Raw genomic sequence first — 19,506 nt, 5'->3', positions numbered from 1 at the left:
CAAGCCCGGCACGGCCCGACCGCCCCGTGAGTCAGTGCTCCAGTACGCCATCAACCCGACGCGGCACACCCAACGGCCCGACCTCCTTCAACACGTCCGGCAACAACTTCTCAGGCCAGTCCTGGTAAGCCCTCGGGACGAGCCATCGGTCGATGGCCGTGGCGCCGACCGACGTGTACGCGGGGGCAGTGGTGGAGGGCCACGGACCGCCGTGATGCATCGCCCAGCACACGGCGACCCCGGTGGGCCACCCGTTCCAGATCAGCCGTCCGGCCTTCCGGCCGAGCACCTCGGCGACCTCTTCCACCTCGTCGGGATCGGTCGCATGCACGGTGGCCGTCAACGACCCTTCCAGCCTTTCCAGCACCGCCCGCAGATCCGAAATATCGCGATAAGTGATGATGATGGACGCCGGCCCGAAGCACTCCTCGGCGATCGAGGGCAGTTTTCCGGCGAACGTGTCGAGATCCGTGGTGAACACCTTCGGCGTCACCGCCCAGGTCCCCTCCCCCGGCTTGCCCTCGGCCAGCAGGGCAAGTTCCCCGAGCCGCTCCAGCCCGCCCAGGTAGCCGTCTCTGATCCGCTCGGCCAGCATCGGCCCCCCAGTGGTGCCCTCGACCGCGGCGGCCAGCGCTTTGCGCAACTCGTCGTCGTCCGGCACGAACATCAGCCCAGGATTGGTGCAGAACTGCCCCACCCCCAGCGTCAGCGAGGCGGCGAACCCCGACGCAACGTCGGCCATGGACGCGGACGGCAGCACGACGACCGGATTGACACTGCCCAGCTCGCCGAAGAACGGAATCGGCACCTCGCGCTCGTCGATCAGGGCCTGGATCGCCTTGCCTCCAGCGACCGAGCCGGTGAACCCGGCGGCCACCACCTCGGAATGCCGCACCAGCTCCGCGCCGGCCTGCATCCCCTGCACGAGCCCGAGTAGATCCGGATACGGCAGAGCGTTCCGGACGATCTTCGCGACCCGCTCGGAGGTGTTCGGATGCCCGGGATGCGCCTTCACCACGACCGGACAGCCCGCTGCCAAGGCGGAGGCCGTGTCACCACCGGCCACCGAGAACGCGAACGGGAAGTTGCTCGCCGCGAACACCGCGACGACGCCCGGGAGCGGATGCTTCATCCGGCGCACATCAGGACGAGGTGGCGTGGCCGAGGGGTCGGCGTGGTCGATGACGGCGTCCAGATAGCCGCCATCGCGGACCACCTGGGCGAAGAGCCGGAACTGCCCCGCCGCACGGGCGACCTCGCCGCGCAGGCGTACCTCTCCGAGCGCGGTCTCCTGGTCGGCGAGCCGCCACAGCTCGTCGACGTGCGCGATGAGCGCGTCGGCGATCGCCTCCAGCACGAGCGCCCGCTCGGCCGCCGGGGTGAGCCGCCAGGCCGCGCCGGCGGTCGTCGCGGCAGAGACGATCAGGTCGACTCCGTCACGGTCCGTTTCGGGCAGGGCGGCCCCCAGGGCCTCCCCGGTCCTCGGGTCGTGTCCGTAGATCATCGATTGGTCCTCCGGAGTCTTGACACTTTCTCAGCCCGATTCTTACAGTTGCGGCAGCTTGTCCACAATTCTGGCAAGCGTTCACATACATGGACGCGCCTTCCAGCTCCGATCTGGGCGTCGAACCGGACCTCGGCGCTGCACATACGCGGTGTCGTCCTGGACGGTGATGCCGCACTTCGGATACAGCTCGTGCAGGACGGCGAAGGCGTCGCGGCCAGCGTCAGCGTCAGCGTCGCGGCCGGCGTCAGCGTCGCGGCCGGCGTCAGCGTCGCGGCCGGCGTCAGCGTCGCGGCCGGCGTCAGCGTAGGCGTCGCGACCGGCGTCAGCGTCAGGTCGTCGTCGGCGTCAGGTCGGCGGCTGATCACCAGTCGGCTCCCCCGACCCCGCCCCCATGGGCGTCGACCACCAGAGCACCCACAAGAAGACGGTCGGCGCCTCGCTGGACAGCCATCGGCGGGAGAGTGAAGCTCCTCAGCTCACTTGAGCCAACCAGCTCACATGGGCGCCGCCGAAGGCTCCCTCACGCTCTTTAACGGCGGCCATCAGCCAGTGAGCCGTCTCCTCCGCCCGTTTGATCACATCGGCGGGATATCCCAGCGACACCTGATGATCGGCGAACTCGTCCTCGTCATCCAGAATCAACCGTCCATCCCGCATTCGGATCACGTCAAGGTCGAGGTCGACCATGGTCACCTCGCCATCCCTCCATTCGGGCACCGTCGTTACATCCACATAGATCTCCACCTTGTGCGGCGGCGCGTTGAAGGACGCGGTCCACCAGGCATCACGCGGAAACAGCATGATGCTCGCGATCCTGGACATGACCGGCGGCCCGGTGCCCTTGCGCGCGTACGTCCCGCTGGGCACCGCGACCCATACGCCGTGCTCGTCCTCGTCAAGAAGCGTCGCCACATGATTCCAGTGCAGCGCTCCACCGTATTTTCGAAAGACGACCCGCACTTCCCTCATGCCCCGGACGTTAGCGAACCCAGGGGCAACCGTCCTCACCCTGGGGCCACAAACCGCGTGACAACCCCATCACCCACTCAGCCGCCTCGAGAAACTTCTTCACTGAGACGCGCCCACCAGCCCGCTCTCATATGCCGCGATAACGAGCTGCGCGCGATCCCTGGCTTCGAGCTTGGCCAGTAACCGGCTGATATGGGTCTTGACCGTGGCCAAGCTCAGCTGCAGGTAGGCGGAGATCTCGTTGTTTGACAGCCCACGAGCGATGAGCGTGAGCACTTCCCGCTCTCGCTCGGTCACCCCTTCGAGCCCGTGCACGCGGGGCACAGCCGGAGTGCGGGTGAACTCTTGGATCAGCCGGCGCGTCACGGTCGGAGCCAGCAACGCGTCGCCACCAGCCACCACCCGGATGGCGGTCAGCAATTCGGCGGGCGGAGTGTCCTTGAGCAGAAACCCACTGGCCCCGGCGCGAAGGGCGTCGTAGACGTAGGCGTCCAGGTCGAACATGGTCACGATCAGGACGCGGGAGACGTCACCGATGCGCCTGGTGGCCTCGATCCCGTCCATTTCCGGCATCCGGACATCCATGAGCACCACGTCGGGTCGTTCCTCCAACGCCACAGAGACCGCTTCCGCTCCCGTGGATGCCTCGCCCACAACGGTCAGGTCGGGCTCCGAGTCGACGAGCACTCGGAAGCTTCCTCTGAGGAGTGCCTGATCATCGGCGATCAGCACGCGGATCATGAGACACCTCCAGGTGAAGCGTGGACGTTCGGCAGCCGGGCCAGAACACGGAACCCTTGCCCAGGAACACCTCCCGCCTCGAAATCCCCGCCGTACATCATGATCCGCTCTCGCATTCCGATCAGCCCGTGCCCTGCCCCCTCGGCAGGGATCACACGGCGGCCAGGCCCGTCGTCCACCACCTCGATCCGGACCTCCCGCTCGTCGGCGACGACCGTCACGCGGCAGAGCGTGGGCGCTGCATGCTTGACCACGTTGGTGAGCGCCTCCTGCACGATCCGGTAGACCGACAACTCCACCCCCTCGGGTAACCGCTCCCCCGCCGGCCCGAGCCGGACGCCGAGATCTACGTCGACGCCCGCCATCCTGGCCTGCTCAGCCAGCCCCGCAAGCCCGCTGAGGCCGGGAGCGGGATCGAGGTCGGGTGCCTCGGCGGAGCGGAGGACGCCGAGGAGATGGCGCATCTCCACGAGCGCACTCCGGCTCGCGGTCTCGATCACCCGCAGCGCGTCCCGCGCCTCTTCAGGCTTGGTGTTCATGACATGGTTGGCCACGCCCGCCTTGACCGCGATCAGGCCCACACTGTGCGCGACCACGTCGTGCAGCTCACGGGCGATGCGCAAGCGTTCCTCCGTCACCGCCTGCTCGGCGAGCCGATCGGCGTCGCGGGCAGCGTAGACCCTTCGTTCTCCCACGGCGCGACCGACCGTCCACGCCCCACCCAGCGCGGCGATGCCGATGAGGGGCACGTCGAGATGCGTCATCCAGGGCGGTGCCCCCGTATGCGACGACTCTCCGGCAAGGACCAGACCGCCCAGCGTGATCAGAGTGAGCACCGCGATCGCCGTGGTCGGCACCCAGGCCCCGCGGGTGTCGACCAACGCCACCACGTAGAGCGCGTAAGCAGGTGAGACGTAGGCGAAGCTCACGGCACCGAGCAGCACGGCCAGCACCGCGAGCGCCAGTGTGAGGCAGAAGATCAGCATCGGCCACCGCCTCCGCAGGACCAGCGGCATCCCCAGCGCGAAGGGGATGACCAGCCTCGCCCACGACGGCAGACCCGAGGCGTTGGTCGCTGCCGTCAGGAACAGGAGGGAGAACGCCAACCCGGCCAGCAGATCGAGGATCATCAGCTGGTCTCGGCTCAGACGCCTGACGAAGAGGGGGTGTGGCTCGTGCACGCGTTGAAGGTAGCCGGTTCGGCCGCCCGAGGACGTCAGCCCAGGGTCTGACCTTGATATTCGGACCGTGGTCTGATGTGCTGAGCGCCCGCTCTGCCGCATCGTTTACGGCGTGATCGAACTCAGGCAACTGACCAAGCACTACGGCGTCACACTCGCGGTGGACGACCTGACCTTCACGGTGACACCCGGCCATGTGACGGGCTTCCTCGGCCCCAACGGTTCGGGCAAATCCACGGCCATGCGGCTGATCCTCGGCCTCGACGCGCCCGACTCGGGAGAGGCCCTGGTCAACGGGCGACCCTACACCTCGCTGGGTCTGCCCATGCGCCAGGTGGGCGCGCTGCTCGACGCCAACGCCGTGCACGGTGGACGCAGTGCTTACAACCATCTGCTGTGCCTGGCCCGCACCAACGACATCGGCCCGCGGCGAGTGACCGAGGTGCTGGAGCAGGTGGGGTTGGCCGGCGCGGCCCGCAGGCGGGTGGGGGGTTTCTCACTGGGCATGAAACAGCGGCTCGGCATCGCGGCCGCCCTGCTGGGCGACCCCGGGGTGTTGATGTTCGATGAGCCGGTCAACGGGCTCGATCCCGGCGGGGTGCGCTGGATCCGCGACCTCATGCGCACACTCGCAGCCGAGGGCCGGACGATCCTGCTGTCCAGCCACCTGATGAGCGAGATGGCGTTGACCGCCGAGCGCATCGTCATCGTGGGCAGGGGCAGGCTGATCGCGGACACCACCGTGGACGAGTTGACCGCGAGCCATCCCACGCTCGAAGACGCCTACATGGCCTTGACGGCGAGCAGTGTGCAGTTCGGGACCTCACGATGAGAGCCGCCCTTTCGTCTGAATGGCTGAAACTCCGTTCGGTCACCTCGACCTTCCACGCCATCGGGGCCGCGGCTCTCATGGTGGCCCTGGGGGTGGTGTGGACGTTCTATGTGGGCGGGCTCGCGGACGCACGCGGGGCGATCCGGGTAGCGGCCCCCGAGCAGGCGTTTCTGCCACTGGTTCAGATGAGTTTGGCGGTGATCGGTGTGCTCACGATCACCTCGGAGCACACCACGGGCATGATCCGCGCCAGCCTGACCGCCGTGCCCAGGCGGGGTGCGCTGCTGCTGGCCAAGGTGGGGATGGTCGGCGCTGCCACGTTCGTCGCGGCCCACGCGGTCATCCTGACCACCTACGTGGTGAGTCGTCTGATCGCGGGTGACCGGCAGTTGGGCTTCAACGAAGTCACCTTCTCCCACGATCTGCCGATGCTGCTCGCCTCCGGACTGTCGGTGACCGTGCTCGCGTTGGTGGGCCTGGGGCTGGGTTTCGTCACTCGGTCGACGGCGGGGGCGATCGTGTCGGTGGTCTCACTGTTGTTCGTCCTGCCGGCCGCCGCCACTTACCTGCCCCCATCGTGGAACACCCGGGTCGCTGTGTTCATCGGGAACCTCCGAGGAGACCCCCGCCTTCAGGCGGGGAGGAATCGGACCCCTGCGGAGCAGGGCAGGGGCAGGCGATTCGCCGCCAGGCGGACCGCCGTCAAACCGCCGCACGACACCGCACGGTTCGGTAGTGCGTTCGACGGTGGCGATGACCAAGCCATTGGACGAACGATCGGAAACACCCTCGCCGCAGAGCTTGCGGAGAGGCGAAACGCCTGTGGAGCCGGTGTAAGACCTCAACGAGAGTCCTCTCGGGCGGGCGACCGGCGGCGAAGCAGAAAGCCCAACCGGCGACGGTTGGAATCCCGGTTCTTCAGAGCCGGGAGGATGTCAAGCTGCCCAACCTGGTGCAACAGATCGCCGACCAGCAGTTGCCGAGACGGGTCGGCGGTGTCCTCCTGACCCCGTGGGTCGCACTGACGGTGCTTCTCAGCTACGCGGTCGTCGCGTTGACCATCGGCTTCTTCATGCTGAGGAGGCGCGACGCGTGATCTCTTCCACCAACAGATCAGGAAGTCTCCGGACTCAAGGAGTCTCAGTGAACGTCATCGCCTCGGAGTGGCTGAAGGTCCGCTCGGTCCGCTCCAGCCACCTCATCCTGATTCTCAGCCTCGGCGCCATCCTCGTGGGCATCGGCCTCGCATGGATGGCCAGCGGGATGTACGACAGCGCTCCCCCCGCACAGCAGTCGAAAGCCCGCCTCGCGAAGCTGGAGGAAGTGCTGGTAATCGTGCCGCAGCTCTGTCTGGGGGTTTTGGGTGTTCTGGCGATCACGTCGGAATATGCGACAGGCACGATCAGGGCGAGCCTCACGGTCGTGCCGAGGCGTTGGCCGGTGCTGACGGCGAAAGCCACGGTTGTGGGCGCGCTCGGGCTACTGACGGGCGCGACGACGGTGTTCGGCACGTACTTCCTGTGCCGCTGGGTGGTCGGCGACCGGTTTGCGGGCGTCTACACCGCCCCATTCCTCGACAAGCTACCAACGTTGATCACCACTGGGCTCTCGGTCGCCGTGTTCGCCCTGCTCGGCTTGGGACTGGGTGTGATCCTGCGTTCGGCGGCCGGGGCGATCACCATCCTCGTCGGGCTCGTCTACGTGATCCCGATGATCGTCGGCAATCTGCCAGAGCCGTGGAGTGAGCTTCTCGGCTCGGTGATGATCGGATCACTCCCCCGCCAGATCACCGGCGACGACCTCACGTACTCCGTGTACGGCTCGCTCCTGCCGCCCGCAGCGGCGGCCACCGCACTCACCGCCTACGCACTGTTACCAGTGCTCGCGGGAGCATGGCTGCTGCGCCGACGAGACGCTTAGAGCGAGCCGACATCGGTCGGGTCGGCCCAAGGTTCAGGGCCGCCGCGTACAGTCGGCCCGAGACCGGGACCACCGCATAGAGTCGGCCCGAGACCGGGACCACCGCATACAAACCGGCCCCAAAAGCAGGGCCGCGGCGTACAGTCGGCCAGGTCGTCGAGGACAGGGAGATTCCTCGACGGATCGAGATGATCCACCAGTCGGTACGGCAGGCGGACAGACCTGCCGTACCGGCGGGAGCCTCAGACCTCGAGCACCACAGGGATGATCATCGGCCGGCGGCGGTAGGTGTCGCTCACCCAGCGCCCGACCGTGCGGCGGACCACCCGCCGGATCTCCTGGGAGTCGATCACACCGTCCGCGGCCTTCTCCTCGAGCGCCTTCTGGATCTGCGGGATGAATCCATCGAACTGGGCCGGATCAATGCCGGAGCCACGCGCGTGGATCTCGGGCCCGCCCATGAGCTTGCCGGTGTTGGAGTCGACCACGACGACCACCGAGATGAAACCCTCGTCGCCGAGGATCCGGCGGTCCTTCAGCGAGGTGTCGGTGATCTCGCCGACCGAGGAGCCGTCGACGTACACGTATCCGGCGTGGACGGCGCCGACGATCCTCGCCCGGCCGTCGACCAGGTCCACCACGACGCCGTCTTCGGCGATCACGATGTGGTCGTCGGGCACGCCGGTGAGCGCGGCGAGTTTGGCGTGGGCCCGGAGGTGCCGCCATTCGCCATGCACGGGCATGAAGTTGGACGGCCGCGTCAGGTTGAGCACGTAGAGCAGCTCGCCCGCGGCCGCGTGCCCGGAGACGTGCACCTTGGCGTTGCCCTTGTGCACGACACGGGCGCCCCAGCGGGTGAGCCCGTTGATCACCTTGTTGACCGCGGTCTCGTTGCCCGGCACCAGCGACGAGGCCAGCAGCACGGTGTCGCCCTGGGCGACGCGGATGGGATGGTCGCGGTTGGCCATCCTGGACAGCGCCGCCATCGGCTCGCCCTGGGACCCGGTGCAGACGAGCACCACGTCCTCCGGCGGCCACTCCTCGATGTCGCGGGAGTCGACGATCAGCCCCTGCGGCACCTTGAGGTAGCCGAGGTCGCGGGCCACGCCCATGTTGCGCACCATCGACCGGCCGACCAGGGCGACCTTGCGGCCGTGCTTGGCCGCGGCGTCCAGGACCTGCTGGATACGGTGCACGTGGGAGGCGAAGCTGGCCACGATGACCCGCTGCTCGGAGGTGCGGATCACCTCGTCGATGACCGGCGCGATCTCCCGCTCGCTGGTGACGAACCCGGGCACCTCGGCATTGGTCGAGTCGGACATCAGCAGGTCGACGCCCTCGGTGCCGAGCCTGGCGAACCCGCCCAGGTCGGTGAGGCGGCCGTCGCTCGGCAGCTGGTCCATCCGGAAGTCACCGGTGTGCAGCACGATGCCGGCCGGCGTTCTGATCGCCACCGCCAGCGCGTCGGGAATCGAGTGGTTGACTGCGAGGAACTCACAGTCGAACGGCCCGAACCTGTGCCGCTCTCCCTCGACCACCTCGATCTTGGTCGGCTGGATGCGGTGTTCGGTGAGCTTGGCCTCGATGAGGGCAAGCGTCAGCTTGGACCCGATGAGCGGGATGTCGCGCCGCTCGCGCAGAAGGTAAGGGACTGCCCCGATGTGGTCCTCGTGGGCGTGCGTGAGCACCAGGGCCTCGACGTCGTCGAGCCGGTCCCTGATGTAGTCGAAGTCGGGCAGGATCAGGTCGATACCCGGCTGGTCGGGCTCGGGGAACAACACCCCGCAATCGACGATCAGTAGGCGGCCGCCGTATTCGAAGACGGCCATGTTTCTGCCGATCTCGCCCAGTCCACCCAGCGCGACGATGCGCAGGCCGCCGTCAGGCAGGGCCGGTGGGGGGCCGAGATCAGGATGTGGATGGCTCATGCCGGGCCCCTGTGGTCAACTCGTGTTCTCAAAACTTCTGGTTCCTCCCCGTTTCTAAGCGTCTGTCAACTTCACTCCACCGGCTACCAGGCAGACCCGCAGCTCGGCGATTTGCTTCTCCGTCGCGGCGACCAGCGGCGGCCGCACCGGCCCCACGGGCACTCCCACCATGCCCAGCGCCGCCTTGGCCATGATCGCGCCACCGGCGCTCATCATGATCCCATCGACCACGGGCGCCACTAGCCGGTGCACGGCCAGGGCCTGCGCCACGTCGCCGTTGCGGTAGACGTCGATCATGTGGGCCAACTGAGCTCCGACGACGTGCCCGACGACGCTGACGAAGCCGGCCGCGCCGACGGACAGCCAGGGCAGGTTGAGCAGGTCGTCGCCTGAGTAGAAGGCGAGGCCGGTCGCGGTCATCACCTGGGTGCCGGCGAACAGGTCGCCCTTGGCGTCCTTCACGGCCACGATGCGCTCGTGCTGCGCCAGCCGGATCAGGGTCTCGGGCGCGATCGGAACACCGCTGCGCCCCGGAATGTCATAGAGCATCACCGGCAGCTCCGTGGCGTCGGCCACCGCGGTGAAGTGCTGATAGAGCCCCTCCTGCGGGGGCTTGTTGTAGTAAGGCGTCACCACGAGCAGGCCGTGCGCGCCGGCACGGGCCGCGACCCTGGCCAGCTCGACACTGTGATGGGTGTCGTTGGTGCCCGCCCCGGCCACCACGGCGGCGCGGTCTCCGACGGTCTCGACCACGGCGCGCAGAATGCGCTCTTTCTCGTCATCGGAGGTGGTGGGCGACTCTCCGGTCGTCCCGCTCACGATCAGGCCATCGTTGCGCTGCTCGTCCACCAGATAGACGGCGAGGCGGCGTACGGCCTCGTAGTCGACGGCCCCGTCCGCGGTGAACGGCGTGACCATCGCGGTCAGCATGCGCCCGAAGGGCGCGTCCGTGGTTCCAGTTGGCGATGCCATAGTGCGAACGCTACCCGGATTCCCGAATCCGGTGGACGCCGCCACCCCGCTTCGCCAGCCCGGGGGCCCCTTTCGCCGCATTTTGGCGGCATCGCGGGGTGGACGCGCAATGGAAGAGGCCGCCGATATGTGCTCGGGGGTACACACATCGACGACCTCTACCGAACAATCGGCCCCTCTTACATCGGCGTTACAGGGTTTGGCCGATAATTTTCCACTGCCGCAAAGTTGGGGCTCCAAGGGTCATCGATGACGGTCGGTTACCTGCCGAATACGGCAACATGGGGCAACGCCTCACCCGAACCCCCCAGGGATGGACTAGTGGCCACCTCAGATCCGGTCTACCTGCGTGTCGTCGAAGACATCCGGCGACAGATCAACGACGGCACCCTTCCCCCCGGCGCGCCCATCCCGTCACGGGCGCAGCTCACTCGTAAATATCAGGTCGGCGAGACCGCGGCCCGCCACGCCCTGCGCGTGCTGGCGGCCGAGGGCCTCATCATCGGCCGCGTGGGATCAGGCCATTACGTCAGACAGCATCCAGACCCGACACCTTTGCACCGATGGCGTTTTCTCGACCATCCTGCCCCGTTCGCGGCCGACCTGCAGTCACAGGGCAGACGCGTGACCTGGGACTGGCACAGCGAACCCGCCGAGGCGGGCCCCGACCTCGCCCGTCGGCTCCGGCTCGACCCCTCAGCCACGGTGACCAGGACCCACTACGTCTTCCGCGGCGAGGGCAAACCCCTCCAACTCGCCACCTCGTACGAGCCGCTGGAGTTCGCCGCCCATTCGGAGGAGGAGCGCCGGAGCCTGGTCGCCAGGATGTACACCCATGGCATCAAGGTCACCGAGATCGTCGAGAGCGTGCGCACCCGGGTCCCCCGCCCCGACGAGATCGACGCGCTCGACCTGCCGGCGGGAGTGCACGTCCTGCACGTCGAGCGAACCCACTGGGCGGGCGACCGGCCGGTGGAGACGAGCGACATCGTGATCCCGGGCGACCGCTTCCGGGTCACGTACAGCATGCCCCTCTGACGAGGGAGCCGCCGCGCCACGGTGCGTCCCTCGCGGTGCCACCCCACTCGGTGACGCCCCTCGCGGCCGAGTCCCCGCTCGGTGACACCGCCGAGGTTGTCGGTGCGCATTGATACAACCGTGGTGGAGGTTGCCGATGCGAGTGAAGGACCTACCCGCGCGGGAGCGGCCACGCGAGCGGCTCATGGCGAGCGGGGCGACGGCACTCGCCGACCGCGAGTTGCTCGCCGTGCTGCTCGGCTCGGGTTTCCGCGGGTCGAGCGCGATGGACCTGGCCGCCCAGGTGATCGAGCACTGCGGCGACCTCGATGGGCTGGCGCGGTCGGATCCCCACCGGCTGCTCGCCGTCCCCGGCATCGGTCCCGCCAAGGCCGCGCGCGTGGCGGCGGCGTTCCATCTCGTACGGCGAGCGCAGGCGGAGCCCGAGCGCGACCGGGTCACCAGCACCTCCGACCTGGCCACGATCGCGGCTCCCCTGCTGCGGGGCCACTCGCATGAGCGCCTGGTCGTGGTCGTCTGCGACACGCGCGGCGCGGTGCTCAGGCGCACGGTGCTCACCGAGGGTGGGGCCGACCACACGACGGTCCCGGTCCGGGAGATCATCACCGCGGCGCTCACCTCGGGTGGCGCGGCGTTCGGCCTCGCCCACAACCATCCCAGCGGCTCTCTCGACCCGAGCGACGACGACCTGACCGCCACGGCGCGCGTCGCGGAGGCGGCCGACACGGTGGGCCTGCGTTTCCTCGACCACCTGATCGTGACCGACAGGTCCTGGCGACGCATCCCAACCTGGCCTGACATTCTCGTCGGCGGCAAAACCCATGATGCCCGCCGATAGCGCTGAACGATCATCCTGTCTCGCGACACCGTGCCATCCTGTTGCCAGGGCCGGCCGTCAATGGAGGTCACGGACCGCGCACCCACTGTCGACGTGGTCCCGTCGCCCTGGTCGACGTGGTCCCGTCGCCCTGAGGGTCCAGGCCACGTCCCCAACACTCGACACCAAGCTCTCCCGACGAGGCATCTCGGCGCCACCCTCAGCGTCCGCCCGGGCATCGGGAGCGAAAGGTTCCCCCGCCGGCGACATGCGGCTTGCAGGACGCATGCCACACGGCGGGGGAAGACTCCGGCATGATCACCGCGACCAAACGATCCGCCGGAGCAACCGTCCCTCACGGGCCCTGGGGAGCACTGTCAGGACCTGTGGAGGGCACTCCGGCCGCCTCTGCGGCAGTGAGGCGGCCGGAGCCAGGCACCTCGCAGGCGCCAGGGAGCGTGAGTGATGCGTCTGCGAGGTGCGTTCCGGCGCGGCCAGGTGGCGCGCCGGAGCGGTCGTCCCTCGCGGGCACGCCGGAATCCGTTTCGCTCTCGCCCGAGAGGATTCCGTACGACCCGCGAGGGACACTCCAGCGGGGCCGTGCGACCGGAGGCCCGCTGGAGGGCCGGGCTCCTCGCGAGGATTCGCGAGGACGTTGGGCCCGGCAGGTGCGGTGCTGTGGGATGACACCTGCCGGGGAAACGGACAAGCTCGGGCAGTCGCCTGTCCTGGTGAACGAACCGCGGCGCGGATGGCGGTCCGTTGGTCGTGGCTTCGCAAGCACCCTTCATCCTCATCGGCGAAGCCACGGCGGCCCGGCCCTGCCTCGGCGGTTGACCGCAGGGCCGGGAGCCTTCAAAAGATCACTGGGGGCGGGGGCCGATCCGGATGCCGCACTCTCACCGCGCTCTCCCTTCAAGCAGCCGACGCCACAAGGCTTCCGCCTCGGAGGCGATCACCCACGGAGACTCCTCCACCACCATCCGCCCGCCCTTCCTGCTCGTCCTTCGGACGAATCTCAGCCCGCCCGCCTGGCACAACTCGTAGAAAACGGCCTGGCAGTCACACGTGTGGTCCCGCACCCTCACCCGAGCACTCCTCGGCCGCTCAGGCTCCCAATCGGTAAGTGCCGGAACCCCAAGGTCCTCTGCCACATGACGGCTATGGCATTCCTCCCGCTCCGAGCGCACCCGCACACTATAGCTCTGGCGTACCTATAGGTCTAGTCCGTATCCATACACTCAACTGAGCGTCTGCTTTGAGCGGCCATGTACGCTTTCGTCTATAATCCGAGCGTGCTTGACCGTGACGGGCCCATACCTATCTACAAGCAGGTCGCTGATCTGATCCGCGAGCAGATCGAACGCGGTGACCTCAGAGCGGGCGACCCCGTGCCGAGCGAGGCCAAGCTTGAGCGGGATTACGAGATCGCGCGCACCACCGCCAGACGCGTGGCGCGCGAGCTCCGAGAGCAGGGCATGGCCTACACCGTCCAAGGTGAGGGCACATTCGTCGGGCAGCCCGGTGCGCCACGCGCACCTCGGAAAGCCCCGATGTACCAGAAGATCGCCGAAGAGATCGCCGAGCGAATCCAGCGCGGCGAGATAGCGCCGAACAGAGCGATCCCCGGTGAGAAGGTCATGATGCGGGAGTACGGCGTCGCCAAGGTCACGGCTCGACAGGCGGTGGCCCACCTCAGAGAAGCGGGCTGGGTGTTCACCGTCCCCTACCGGGGCACCTACGTGACCACGCCGGACAAGTGGCCCGTCGGCAAAGGTTCCTAACACTCCCCCTATGTCTGTTCACCTGTATACCCTGGGCTCATGCTCGACCCCGAGGGCGACACCCACCTCTATCGCCAGATCAGCGAGATCATCCGTTCGCGAATCGTCCAAGAGCTCTCGCCTGGCGACCCCGTGGCGAGTGAGGCGCAGATCCAGCAGGAGTTCGGTGTGGCCCGCACCACCGCACGCAGGGCGATCCGCGTGTTACGTGACGAAGGGCTTATACACACCGTTCAGGGCGAGGGGACCTTTGTGGGCGCTCTCAACCAGGCGCCGCGAACCTCCCGGAAGGTTCCGCTCTATCAACACATCGCGGGCGAGGTGAGCGAGCAGATCAAGGCCGGCGAGTTCCGTCCTCGCCGTCCCATCCCTGGGGAGGCAGCGATGGTGCAGCATTACGATGTCGCGCGGGAGACGGTGCGGCGTGCCCTGGCACTGCTGCGAGAGCAAGGGTGGATCTACACCGTGCCGCAACGAGGCAGTTATGTCTCTCCAGAGGAGCGCTGGCCTACGGATTGACCAGGCGATACCAGAGGCAGACGACCGTGGACGAGTCGTCGACCTGACAGCCCTCGTCCGCCCAGAAGCGGCGGTGCACGTCGCGCCAGTGCTCGATCGAGTGATACCCCTCGCCCTCCGCCAGCGCGAACTCCCAGGGCACCTCGGCGAACGGCACGAGCCCGATGCCGACGACCTCGACCACGGCCGCGCGGGCCCCCGAGTCGTCCACCACCGCCAGCCGTTCGCCGATGTGCTCCAGAGCCTCGCCCTGGGCGTGGTAGTCGAGCTCCAGCAGCCCGGCCGTGGCCTGCTTGGCACCTGACAGGGTCAGGTCGGTGAGCTCCTTGCGCATCTCACCCGGGGTGCCCAGCTCCATCACGCGAAGCCCGTCCATACGTCCCCACATGACGCGGATCGTACGTCAGAAAACCGGGATGATCTCCTCCGGATCGATGAAATCGACTGGCACCCCTTCGAGGTCCAGCTCGGGGATGGCCGGGAAGTCGATGCCCCACCGTTCGACGATCGCACGGACGTGGGCCATGGCGACCCGCCAGTTCTCCGCCTGCTCGTCGTACGACAGCACGCCCAGCCCGGCGTCGCGGGCGTGGTCCATGAGGACGCGGTGGTTGGCCAGGAAGTACGGCGGGAGCTCCCAGAAGCCTTCCGGCGGCTCCCAGAGGATCATCGACAGGAACACGAACCCAGCGCGGAGCTGGCGGGTGATGAGCGAGCGGGTGTCGTCGGTGAGGCCGGGCCACTCGTTCTCCAGGATGGTCATGCAGATCTGCAGGTGCCGGGACTCGTCGCGGCCGATGCGCTGGAACATCTCGTCGAACACCGGGTGACGCGTCCCCGACGCCATCCCCCTGAACAGGGTGGACGCCGCCATCTCGCCCATCATGAAGCTGGTGAACAGCACCGGCAGCGAGTACTTGCCCACGGCGGCGCTGTAGCCGGTCCAGTAGCGGCCGCCGTTGTGGTACAGCCAGCCGATGTTGTTGTGCGCGGCTTTCTCCAGGTCGTCGGACGGAGTCCAGTCGAGGGGGCCGCCGGGCCAGAGTTTGGCGATGGTGCGCTGACAGCATTCCTCGTGGTTCATCTCGTCACGGGTGATGGAGAAGAAGCACTTCCTGACCGGGTCCTCCTCGTGTTTCTCGAACGCCTGGATGGTGGCGCGGGCGAACACCGCCGGTCCCGAGGCGTCGAAGTTGGCCAGGACGGCGAACCAGTACATGATCCCGAGCCGCTGCTCGCGGGTGAAGTCGCCGGGATCGAGCGCGTCCCAGGGCAGGTCGGCCGGGTTCCAGAGTGTTCGCTTGGACTTCTCGTAGATCGCCGCGAGCTTGGCCGTCTCGACTCGCCACTCCATCGGGTAAATGTTCGGCTGGGGAATCTGCGGCGCGGGCCAGAAGCCCTCTTCCGGGATCGTGAGGTCAGCCATGTGACACCTCCACCCCCCATCCTGCGTGTCGGCGTCACGGCTTTCAAGTACGTGCGCGCTGGGTCGCGGCGACACACACGAGGACGGCCACCGCCGTGGCCAGGGTCGCCGGCCCGAACCTCTCCCCCATCAGGAACCAGGCCCACACCAGGGTGAGCAGCGGCTGGACGAGCTGGGTCTGCCCGGCCCGGGCGATGCCCCCTCTGGCGAGCCCGGCGTACCAGGGGAAGAAGCCGAGGAACATCGAGATGAGCCCCACGTACGCGAACCCGGCCAGCGCCTCGGCCGACGGCTGGACGGGAGTGGTCAGGGCGAGCACGGCGCCGCTGGGAACGGTGAACGGCAGGGACAGGACGAGGGCGCGGGAGATGACCTGCCAGCCGGGGGTGTCGCGGGACAGCTTGCCGCCTTCCGTGTAGCCGACGGCGGCCGACAGCAAGGCGCCGACGAGGAGGAGGTCGGCCCAGGCCACGGTTCCCTGGTCCCGGGTGAAGGTGAAGGCCGTGATGGCGAGGGCGCCGGCCGTACAGGCGATCCAGAACAGCGGCCGGGGACGCTCGCCGGCGCGCAGGACGGCGTAGGAGGCGGTGGCGGCGGGCAGCAGGCCGATGACGACGGCGGAATGGGCGGTGGTGGCGCCGAGGTCGAAGGCCAGGCCGCTGAAGACCGGGAAGCCGAAGACCACGCCGAGGGAGATCAGCGCGTAGGAGCGCCACTGGTGGCGCGGCGGAAGGAGAGGGACGTTCGCGGCTTTCAGCCAGATCAGGGCGATCACACCGGCGACGGCGGCCCGGCCGAGGGCGACCAGCCAGGGGTCGAAGCCGCGCATGGCGTAGACCGTGGCCGGAAAGGAGCCGGAGAAGGCCAGCACGCCCAGGAAGGCCAGCGCGGTGCCCTGACGGGCGGCCCTGCGGGAGGACGGGGTGAACGCGGACGGGACCGCTATCTCTCCGGCGACGATAGCGCTATTCTGTTCCCTCATGGACAACGATAGCAGTATCACTCAGATCGCCACGATACTGCGCGAGGAGATCTCCCGGCTGCGTCCAGGAGATCGGCTCCCGTCCAGCCGGGAGATCATGCGGCGGCACAACGTGAGCCCCGTGACGGTGTCCAGGGCCATCGGCCGGCTGGCCGCCGAGGGCAGGGTGGTCACCCGGCCAGGCAGCGGCGCGTTCGTGACGCATCGGCCGGAGCGGCCCACCGACACCGCCGACTTCTCCTGGCAGACCGTCGCCCTGGGCGACCGCGTGGTCGACGACTCGGCCATCACCGGGTTGCTCGACCGGCCGCCCGAGGGCGTGGTGCCGCTGACCGGCGGCTACCCTCACGCGGGGCTGCGGCCGGACAGACAGCTGGCCGCCGCCGCGGCGCGAGCCGTGCGCAGGCCCGACGCGTGGGCGATGCCGCCGCTGACGGGGCTGGCGGAGCTGCGCAGGTGGTTCGCGGCGCAGGCCGGGGGCGACGTGACCGCGGCCGACGCGCTGATCGTAAGCGGCGGGCAGGCCGGGCTCGCCCACGCGTTCCGGGCGCTGGCGGCGCCGGGCACGCAGGTGCTGGTGGAGACGCCGACCTATCCGGGAGCGCTGTCCTCGGCGCGGGCGGCGGGGCTGCGCACGACGGCCGTGCCCATGGACCTGGAGGGCGTGCGGCCCGACCTGCTCGCCGAGGCCTTCGCCGTGACGGGCGCGCGGGTCTTCTACTCCCAGCCCACCGTGCACAATCCGACGGGCACCACGATGCCGCGTGAGCGCCGCGAGCAGGTGCTCCAGGTGGCCCGAGCGGCGGGCGCGTTCGTGATCGAGGATGACTTCGCCCGGTTCCTGACCGAGCAGGCGCCTCCGCCGATGGTCTCGATGGACACCGACGGCACCGTCGTCCACATCTCCTCGCTCACCAAGGTGCTCTCACCGAGCATGCGGGTGGCGGCCGTGATCGCACGCGGTCCGGCCGCGCACCGGCTGCGGGCCGGCCAGCTGGTGGAGTCGTTCTTCGTGGCGCGGCCGCTGCAGGAGACGGCGCTGGAGTTCGTCGGCTCACCGGCGTGGCGGCGGCATCTGACGGCGATGCACGCCGAGATCGCCACCCGCCGCGACGCGCTCGCCGCCGAGCTGGCCGCGCGGCTCCCGGCCGCCGAGCTGCACCTGCTGCCGAGGGGCGGCATGCACCTGTGGGTACGCCTGCCGCCGGAGACCGACGAGCGGGCCCTGGTCGAGGCCGCGCAGCGCAACGGCGTGCTGGTCAGCCCCGGCAGGATCTACTACCCGTCGGAGCCGCCCGGCCCGCGCGTCCGCGTCACCCACATCGCCGCCGCGCACCTGGCGGAGCTGGCCGAAGGCGTGCGGCGGCTGGCTCAGGCGCTGGCGAACACCTCGTAGTGGTCGACCGTCAGCTCGCGATCGACCAGGTAGGCGTCGTCCTCCGGGTAGAAGACGGCCTTGCCGGGCTCCTCCCCGGCGAACGCCCTGACCGCGTCCCACGACTCCCAGAGCGAGATCAGGAAGAACTCCGCCCGGTCGCCGGCGTCGCGCCTGGTGAACTGGACACCCTGGTTGCCGGGAGTGGCGGTGTAGCCGGGGAATCCGGTGCTCATCAGGTAGGACTCGTAGGCTTCGGCATCGGCCGCGTGGGTCCAGCCACGCCAGGTGCGAACGATCATAGAGACCATCATGCTGCAACCTGCTATTGCCGTACAGTGGTGACATGCTGGCGCCCGTGGAGCTCGTGCGTGACTTCCTCAACACCGTCGATCTCGAGGCCGGCACGGAGGAGCTGACGTCTCCCGCCGAGTTGGCCGTCTGGCTTCGCGAGCACCACCTCATCGGGCCGCTCGACCGCGCGGGCGACGACGACCTGGCCACCGCGGTCGCGCTGCGCGAGGGACTGCGGGCAGCGCTCAGGCGGGAGCCGGCCGAGCTCCCCCTGCTGCCGCTCAAGGTCGTGGTCGGTGAGCGGCCGGAGCTCGTCGCGGTGGAGGGCGGTGTGGCGGGCGGTCTGGCCCGCATCTCCGCCGCGGTCACCGACGCGTCCTGGGAGCGGCTGAAGGTGTGCGCCGAGCACGGCTGCCAGTGGGCGTTCGTGGACGTGTCGAAGAATCGATCTCGTTCGTGGTGTTCTATGCGGGTCTGCGGTAACCGCACCAAAACACGCGCTTACCGGGCTAGGAAGCAGGGTTCGCGTCGTCCCCAAGGCTCAAACACCGATACGGTGTAGCTCGTGCCTTGTGGCATGACGGCAGGCGAAGGAGCGGGCCGAGATGGCAGACGTAGGCGTCCGGGCGGCCCGGCGCGAGGATGTGCTCCAGGTGGCGAATGTTCAGATTCGTGCCTGGCGCTACGGCTATCGGGATTTCCTTCCCGAGGGTCCCCTTGAGCAGATGACCGGTCCCGCGGCCGAGAAGATGTGGCTGCGCCAGTGGGACGAGGCGATCGTCGCCCCGCCCACGTCCAGGCACCGGGTGCTGGTCGCTGTGGAGACCATCCTCGACACCGAGGGCTTCCCCGCGCTCGGGGCGGGCGGCAGCGCCGCCCTCGCCACTCCGCGCGGCGGTGAGCGCGTGGTCGGCCTGGCCTCCCACGCTCCCGCCGAGGATCCCGACCTCGACCCGACCGTGGTCGCCGAGATGCTGACACTGCTGGTCGACCCCGACTTCGTACGCCGCGGCCACGGCAGCCGGCTGCTCAACGCGACCGTCGACCACCTGCGCGACGACGGCTACCGGCAGATCGTCACCTGGGTGTTCGCCGACAACTACGCGGTGCTGGGCTTCCTGGAGTCGGCCGGCTGGGGCGAGGACATGGCCGAGCGCGTGCTCGACATGGGCCGTCCGATCCGCATGGTCAGGCTCACCACCGACATCAGCTAGAGGACTT

Annotated in this window: 19 protein-coding genes and 1 pseudogene; 10 read left to right on the top strand and 10 right to left on the bottom strand. The window is 68.6% G+C overall.

What is annotated here, in order from left to right; all coding sequences use genetic code 11:
• Positions 1-31: 31 nt before the first annotated feature.
• From AB0I38_RS06060 to AB0I38_RS06045, 4 genes are all read right to left on the bottom strand, one after another.
• Positions 32-1,504: an aldehyde dehydrogenase (NADP(+)) gene (locus tag AB0I38_RS06060; protein ID WP_358462685.1), complete on the bottom strand. Its 1,473-nt coding sequence runs from the start codon at positions 1,502-1,504 to the stop codon at positions 32-34.
• 474 nt (positions 1,505-1,978) lie between these two features.
• The gene (locus AB0I38_RS06055; protein ID WP_358462682.1) at positions 1,979-2,476 is read right to left on the bottom strand and encodes a DUF402 domain-containing protein; all 498 of its coding nucleotides are present in this window, start codon (positions 2,474-2,476) and stop codon (positions 1,979-1,981) included.
• Positions 2,477-2,575: 99 nt separating this feature from the next.
• On the bottom strand, positions 2,576-3,217 hold the full coding sequence (locus AB0I38_RS06050; RefSeq protein ID WP_358462679.1) for a response regulator transcription factor: 642 nt from the start codon (positions 3,215-3,217) through the stop codon (positions 2,576-2,578).
• Positions 3,214-4,398: a sensor histidine kinase gene (locus AB0I38_RS06045; protein ID WP_358462676.1), complete on the bottom strand. Its 1,185-nt coding sequence runs from the start codon at positions 4,396-4,398 to the stop codon at positions 3,214-3,216. The genes AB0I38_RS06050 and AB0I38_RS06045 overlap by 4 nt, the downstream gene beginning before the upstream one ends.
• Before the next feature lie 112 nt (positions 4,399-4,510).
• On the opposite strand from AB0I38_RS06045, the pseudogene AB0I38_RS06040 reads away from it, so the two are divergent.
• The 3 genes and pseudogenes from AB0I38_RS06040 to AB0I38_RS06030 form a co-directional block, all read left to right on the top strand.
• Positions 4,511-5,170: pseudogene (locus tag AB0I38_RS06040) on the top strand (ABC transporter ATP-binding protein); the annotation flags it as partial.
• 56 nt (positions 5,171-5,226) lie between these two features.
• Positions 5,227-6,237, top strand: a complete 1,011-nt coding sequence (locus tag AB0I38_RS06035) for an ABC transporter permease (RefSeq protein ID WP_358462673.1) — start codon at positions 5,227-5,229, stop codon at positions 6,235-6,237.
• A 136-nt stretch (positions 6,238-6,373) separates the two neighbouring features.
• Complete coding sequence (locus AB0I38_RS06030; protein ID WP_358462670.1) at positions 6,374-7,150, top strand: ABC transporter permease subunit; 777 nt, start codon at positions 6,374-6,376, stop codon at positions 7,148-7,150.
• 242 nt (positions 7,151-7,392) lie between these two features.
• Here AB0I38_RS06030 and AB0I38_RS06025 read toward each other — a convergent pair whose 3' ends face one another.
• Together AB0I38_RS06025 and dapA are read right to left on the bottom strand one after the other, a co-directional pair.
• Complete coding sequence (locus AB0I38_RS06025) at positions 7,393-9,078, bottom strand: ribonuclease J (protein ID WP_358462667.1); 1,686 nt, start codon at positions 9,076-9,078, stop codon at positions 7,393-7,395.
• A 54-nt stretch (positions 9,079-9,132) separates the two neighbouring features.
• Positions 9,133-10,050, bottom strand: coding sequence for a 4-hydroxy-tetrahydrodipicolinate synthase (gene dapA / locus AB0I38_RS06020; protein WP_358462664.1), 918 nt, complete (start codon positions 10,048-10,050; stop codon positions 9,133-9,135).
• 321 nt (positions 10,051-10,371) lie between these two features.
• Here dapA and AB0I38_RS06015 point away from each other — a divergent pair, with 321 nt between their 5' ends.
• From AB0I38_RS06015 to AB0I38_RS06000, 4 genes are all read left to right on the top strand, one after another.
• A complete protein-coding gene (locus AB0I38_RS06015) occupies positions 10,372-11,088 on the top strand; it encodes a GntR family transcriptional regulator (RefSeq protein WP_358462661.1) in 717 nt (238 codons plus the stop codon).
• 136 nt (positions 11,089-11,224) lie between these two features.
• On the top strand, positions 11,225-11,926 hold the full coding sequence (radC, locus tag AB0I38_RS06010; RefSeq protein ID WP_358462658.1) for a RadC family protein: 702 nt from the start codon (positions 11,225-11,227) through the stop codon (positions 11,924-11,926).
• A gap of 1,274 nt (positions 11,927-13,200) precedes the next feature.
• Positions 13,201-13,689 (top strand): GntR family transcriptional regulator, encoded by a 489-nt coding sequence (locus AB0I38_RS06005; protein WP_358462655.1) that lies wholly within the window; start codon positions 13,201-13,203, stop codon positions 13,687-13,689.
• 39 nt (positions 13,690-13,728) lie between these two features.
• Entirely contained in the window at positions 13,729-14,208 is a 480-nt protein-coding gene (locus AB0I38_RS06000) for a winged helix-turn-helix domain-containing protein (RefSeq protein WP_358462652.1), read from the top strand.
• Here the strand turns inward: AB0I38_RS06000 and AB0I38_RS05995 are convergent.
• The 3 genes from AB0I38_RS05995 to AB0I38_RS05985 are packed head-to-tail and all read right to left on the bottom strand — an operon-like array spanning position 14,198 to position 16,616.
• Positions 14,198-14,596, bottom strand: a complete 399-nt coding sequence (locus AB0I38_RS05995) for an ASCH domain-containing protein (protein WP_358462649.1) — start codon at positions 14,594-14,596, stop codon at positions 14,198-14,200. The genes AB0I38_RS06000 and AB0I38_RS05995 overlap by 11 nt on opposite strands.
• 15 nt (positions 14,597-14,611) lie before the next feature.
• On the bottom strand, positions 14,612-15,634 hold the full coding sequence (locus AB0I38_RS05990; protein WP_358462646.1) for a hypothetical protein: 1,023 nt from the start codon (positions 15,632-15,634) through the stop codon (positions 14,612-14,614).
• 43 nt (positions 15,635-15,677) lie between these two features.
• Positions 15,678-16,616 (bottom strand): DMT family transporter, encoded by a 939-nt coding sequence (locus tag AB0I38_RS05985; RefSeq protein ID WP_358462643.1) that lies wholly within the window; start codon positions 16,614-16,616, stop codon positions 15,678-15,680.
• Between AB0I38_RS05985 and AB0I38_RS05980 the strand changes: the two genes are divergently transcribed.
• Positions 16,615-18,012, top strand: coding sequence for a PLP-dependent aminotransferase family protein (locus AB0I38_RS05980; RefSeq protein WP_358462640.1), 1,398 nt, complete (start codon positions 16,615-16,617; stop codon positions 18,010-18,012). The genes AB0I38_RS05985 and AB0I38_RS05980 overlap by 2 nt on opposite strands.
• On the opposite strand, the gene AB0I38_RS05975 is transcribed toward AB0I38_RS05980, so the two are convergent.
• Positions 17,988-18,293: a hypothetical protein gene (locus AB0I38_RS05975; RefSeq protein WP_358462637.1), complete on the bottom strand. Its 306-nt coding sequence runs from the start codon at positions 18,291-18,293 to the stop codon at positions 17,988-17,990. The genes AB0I38_RS05980 and AB0I38_RS05975 overlap by 25 nt on opposite strands.
• A gap of 44 nt (positions 18,294-18,337) precedes the next feature.
• On the opposite strand from AB0I38_RS05975, the gene AB0I38_RS05970 reads away from it, so the two are divergent.
• Together AB0I38_RS05970 and AB0I38_RS05965 are read left to right on the top strand one after the other, a co-directional pair.
• Complete coding sequence (locus tag AB0I38_RS05970) at positions 18,338-18,847, top strand: CGNR zinc finger domain-containing protein (RefSeq protein WP_358462634.1); 510 nt, start codon at positions 18,338-18,340, stop codon at positions 18,845-18,847.
• Positions 18,848-18,890: 43 nt separating this feature from the next.
• Entirely contained in the window at positions 18,891-19,499 is a 609-nt protein-coding gene (locus AB0I38_RS05965; protein WP_189127174.1) for a GNAT family N-acetyltransferase, read from the top strand.
• The last annotated feature ends 7 nt before the right edge of the window (positions 19,500-19,506 follow it).

Origin of the sequence: Nonomuraea cavernae, assembly GCF_040655715.1 — a bacterium.
GTDB classification, from domain to species: Bacteria; Actinomycetota; Actinomycetes; order Streptosporangiales; family Streptosporangiaceae; genus Nonomuraea; species Nonomuraea cavernae_A.
This window is presented reverse-complemented; position numbering and strand designations above follow the sequence as displayed.

What these genes read in the sequence shown, in the direction of transcription:
- AB0I38_RS06055 (WP_358462682.1), bottom strand. Translation starts at nt 2,476, where the DNA reads ATGAGGGAAGTGCGGGTCGTCTTTCGAAAATACGGTGGAGCGCTGCAC.
- AB0I38_RS06050 (WP_358462679.1), bottom strand. Translation starts at nt 3,217, where the DNA reads ATGATCCGCGTGCTGATCGCCGATGATCAGGCACTCCTCAGAGGAAGC.
- AB0I38_RS05970 (WP_358462634.1), top strand. Translation starts at nt 18,338, where the DNA reads ATGCTGGCGCCCGTGGAGCTCGTGCGTGACTTCCTCAACACCGTCGAT.
- AB0I38_RS06060 (WP_358462685.1), bottom strand. Translation starts at nt 1,504, where the DNA reads ATGATCTACGGACACGACCCGAGGACCGGGGAGGCCCTGGGGGCCGCC.
- radC (WP_358462658.1), top strand. Translation starts at nt 11,225, where the DNA reads ATGCGAGTGAAGGACCTACCCGCGCGGGAGCGGCCACGCGAGCGGCTC.
- AB0I38_RS06035 (WP_358462673.1), top strand. Translation starts at nt 5,227, where the DNA reads ATGAGAGCCGCCCTTTCGTCTGAATGGCTGAAACTCCGTTCGGTCACC.
- dapA (WP_358462664.1), bottom strand. Translation starts at nt 10,050, where the DNA reads ATGGCATCGCCAACTGGAACCACGGACGCGCCCTTCGGGCGCATGCTG.
- AB0I38_RS05990 (WP_358462646.1), bottom strand. Translation starts at nt 15,634, where the DNA reads ATGGCTGACCTCACGATCCCGGAAGAGGGCTTCTGGCCCGCGCCGCAG.
- AB0I38_RS05975 (WP_358462637.1), bottom strand. Translation starts at nt 18,293, where the DNA reads ATGATCGTTCGCACCTGGCGTGGCTGGACCCACGCGGCCGATGCCGAA.
- AB0I38_RS05980 (WP_358462640.1), top strand. Translation starts at nt 16,615, where the DNA reads ATGGACAACGATAGCAGTATCACTCAGATCGCCACGATACTGCGCGAG.
- AB0I38_RS06000 (WP_358462652.1), top strand. Translation starts at nt 13,729, where the DNA reads ATGCTCGACCCCGAGGGCGACACCCACCTCTATCGCCAGATCAGCGAG.
- AB0I38_RS05995 (WP_358462649.1), bottom strand. Translation starts at nt 14,596, where the DNA reads ATGTGGGGACGTATGGACGGGCTTCGCGTGATGGAGCTGGGCACCCCG.
- AB0I38_RS05965 (WP_189127174.1), top strand. Translation starts at nt 18,891, where the DNA reads ATGGCAGACGTAGGCGTCCGGGCGGCCCGGCGCGAGGATGTGCTCCAG.
- AB0I38_RS05985 (WP_358462643.1), bottom strand. Translation starts at nt 16,616, where the DNA reads ATGAGGGAACAGAATAGCGCTATCGTCGCCGGAGAGATAGCGGTCCCG.
- AB0I38_RS06025 (WP_358462667.1), bottom strand. Translation starts at nt 9,078, where the DNA reads ATGAGCCATCCACATCCTGATCTCGGCCCCCCACCGGCCCTGCCTGAC.